This window comes from Pseudoalteromonas sp. PAB 2.2, assembly GCF_001938575.1.
GTDB lineage: Bacteria > Pseudomonadota > Gammaproteobacteria > Enterobacterales > Alteromonadaceae > Pseudoalteromonas > Pseudoalteromonas lipolytica.
The window spans coordinates 1-2,872 of the sequence record NZ_LYPI01000034.1; the positions used below are offsets into that span (position 1 = coordinate 1).

General features: G+C 43.1%; 2 protein-coding genes. Both read left to right on the top strand.

The window, feature by feature from the left end; genetic code table 11:
- Positions 1 to 303: hypothetical protein (locus tag BWD47_RS20225; RefSeq protein ID WP_256719468.1), on the top strand; the 303-nt coding region annotated here is incomplete at its 5' end.
- A 629-nt stretch (positions 304 to 932) separates the two neighbouring features.
- Positions 933 to 2,411 carry a group II intron reverse transcriptase/maturase gene (gene ltrA, locus BWD47_RS19905; protein WP_075594539.1) on the top strand — a complete coding sequence of 493 codons (1,479 nt, stop codon included), beginning with the start codon at positions 933 to 935 and terminating at the stop codon, positions 2,409 to 2,411.
- The last annotated feature ends 461 nt before the right edge of the window (positions 2,412 to 2,872 follow it).

Here is a 2,872-nt window from a genome sequence, read left to right on the forward strand (position 1 = left end):
CCTATGTATAGACAAACTAATAAAGCTTCAAAAAATTATTTTAAATCATACACTAATCGAAAACTTGATATAGAACAAGAAAGCTTTGTAGAGCCACAAAACATTCCTGAACTAAGAAGAATAATCGAAATCACCGATAACGATAGTGGTGAACCCATTACTCATAAACTTGAACAGTATAAAACTGATCGGATCGATTGTTATAAAGTTTTAGTCGACGGGAAGCTTTGGGAAAAGCGTATTGGTTGGAGCAACATCTTGGCAAGAATTAGAAAAGCCCTCCCTAGATTAGCTAGGGAGTGAGTGTCCGTACTTCGCCCAAAGCCACCATCAGAGCATTCACGTTAACWCGTTTTGGGGCGTGCGACGTGAAGTCGTATGAAGCGCTGTTCACCGCTTAATGAGTGAACCATCTGTATCACCAGATGATCCTAGGAGCCTGAATAAAGTAGCGGCTCTGACAATGTAACGAAGGTTGGTATGCGCCAATCGGGATCTTAATCGTGAGAGGACGATCCTCCTGATAACCACAAATCGGGTGAGTGCTAGGCAGTCAGTATGATGAACATAAGTGAATCCGCGTAAGGTGCGTTATAYGATGAAACAGCGGAAGTGGTTAATACGCTGTAGCCAAAAGGCRCGAGAGTCGGAAAGAGATTGCCCCATGCTCTTTCGTGATCACTGAACTCTCCGCACTATAGCGGGCATCTAACCTGACATTGCGCAACATACGGAACACGGTAAGCCTGTATCACTCCCTTTGGGAAAGCTTATATAGCCGATAGTGATGCAGGTAGAGGATGTTGGAGAAAGCAAAGGCTGGATTGTAATGATGCAGATACAGACGTCTGTCTGGCACGAAAGTGAGCTGACTTCCGACTGGTCTTCCGTTGCAAGAGAATTTGAAGAACTTTATTCAAGGAGAAACGCAAATGATGATTTCAAAAGAGATTAGTGCCTCCCCTGACAGTGCTCAATGGCAATCCATAAATTGGAAAACTGTTGAGTCGCACGTTTTAAAGCTTCAGATGCGTATTGCAAAAGCAACAAGAGAAGGTAAACACRGCAAAGCGAAAGCGTTGCAGTGGATACTGACTCACTCGCATTCGGCAAAACTTCTTGCTGTTAAGCGAGTATCACAAAACAAAGGCAGTAAAACGCCCGGAATAGACGGCGTCATCTGGAATACGGATACGCGCCGCATGAAAGCAGTCAATCAATTGAGCAGAAAGGCTTATCAAGCCAAACCGCTCAAGCGTATCTACATCCCTAAGAAAAACGGCAAGCTCAGACCTTTGGGTATCCCGTGCATGGTCGATAGAGCGCTACAAGCGCTTCACCTTCTTGCACTAGAGCCTGTGTCAGAAACACTTGCTGACCCAAATAGCTACGGMTTTCGGCGCAATAGAAGCACTGCTGATGCTATTGCTCAGTGTTTTCTCTGTTTGAGTAAAAAGCAATCCGCGCAATGGGTTCTTGAGGGAGATATCAAAGCCTGTTTCGACAAGATTGGGCATCAATGGCTTATGAATAATATAGCTGTAGATAAACGAATGTTGGAACAATGGTTAAAGTCTGGTTTTATRGACAAAGGGCTGTTCTATCGCACTGACGAGRGAACACCAYAAGGCGGGATCATATCTCCAACCTTGATGCTGATGACTCTTGCAGGTCTTGAGCAACGCATTAAGTCCACCGCACTTAAAAATGGGGCGAGAGCCAACTTTATAGGATACGCCGATGATTTCGTAGTCACATGCACTTCAAAGGACGTGCTGGAGAACGATATCAAACCGTTGATTGCTGACTTCTTAGCACATAGAGGCTTAACGCTCTCCGAAGAGAAAACGCACATTACTCACATTAGCCGTGGTTTTGACTTCCYAGGCTTTAACCATAGGAAGTACAAAGGAAAACTGCTCATTAAACCGAGCAAATCTAACACGTTAATATTTCTGAGTAACTTGCGCGAACTCATTAAAAAGCACGCAACTACCCCCGTTAACGATCTAATCAAGTTGATAAATCCGAAACTCAGGGGTTGGTCGAATTACTATCGCCATTGCGTTGCCAAACAAGTATTCGGATATGTGAGCCACAAACTATTTCTAGCGTTATGGCATTGGGCTAAAAGGCGTCATCCAACAAAATCAAAAACTTGGATCGCCATGAAGTACTTTATCAACCGTCGAGGCCAATGGCAATTTCACGGTTGGCAGAAGAGCATGAACATGAACATGGATTGTCAGTTTAATCTATTTCAAATAGCTAAGGTGCCAATAGAGAGACATGTGAAAATCAAGAGTGAAGCTACGCCTTTTGATCCTTTATACCAAGAATACTTGGCAAAGAGAAAAGCAAAGAGGCAATGCCGCAACTCTTGGAATGAGCCTAATCTCGCTGCTTTATAAGTTGCTGGGTACCAATTAGGTGCCTTCGTGAAGGCTTGAGCCGTATGCAGTGAAAGTTGCACGTACGGTTCTTAGGAGGGCGACACTTGGTAACAGGTGTCGTCTATCCGACARAAAYGAGTTACGCTTGAAGGTTAGCTATTGGCAGCAAGCCGCCCTTTTGGAAATAGGTGTTAAAGAGAAGTATTAAAAGATTTCCTATAAATTACATTCATTAATCAATAACTGACTTATAGAGTCAGACTYTTTTGATAGTKTWAGGAGCTCATCATCCTTTGAAGGGGCTGTTGAATMGTTRARTTCTGAGYTAGARAGARTGTTCTYGATTTCTAAAKAGTTWGATGAGAATTTTTGRCAAAATTCARTTATCTYMKCGTTWWCYAWTTCTYCGRWATYTTTCTTGTTCCTCATGTATAACTTRTAGTTCTCCGTTACAACCTCTAAAGCTGCATGWTCATAGC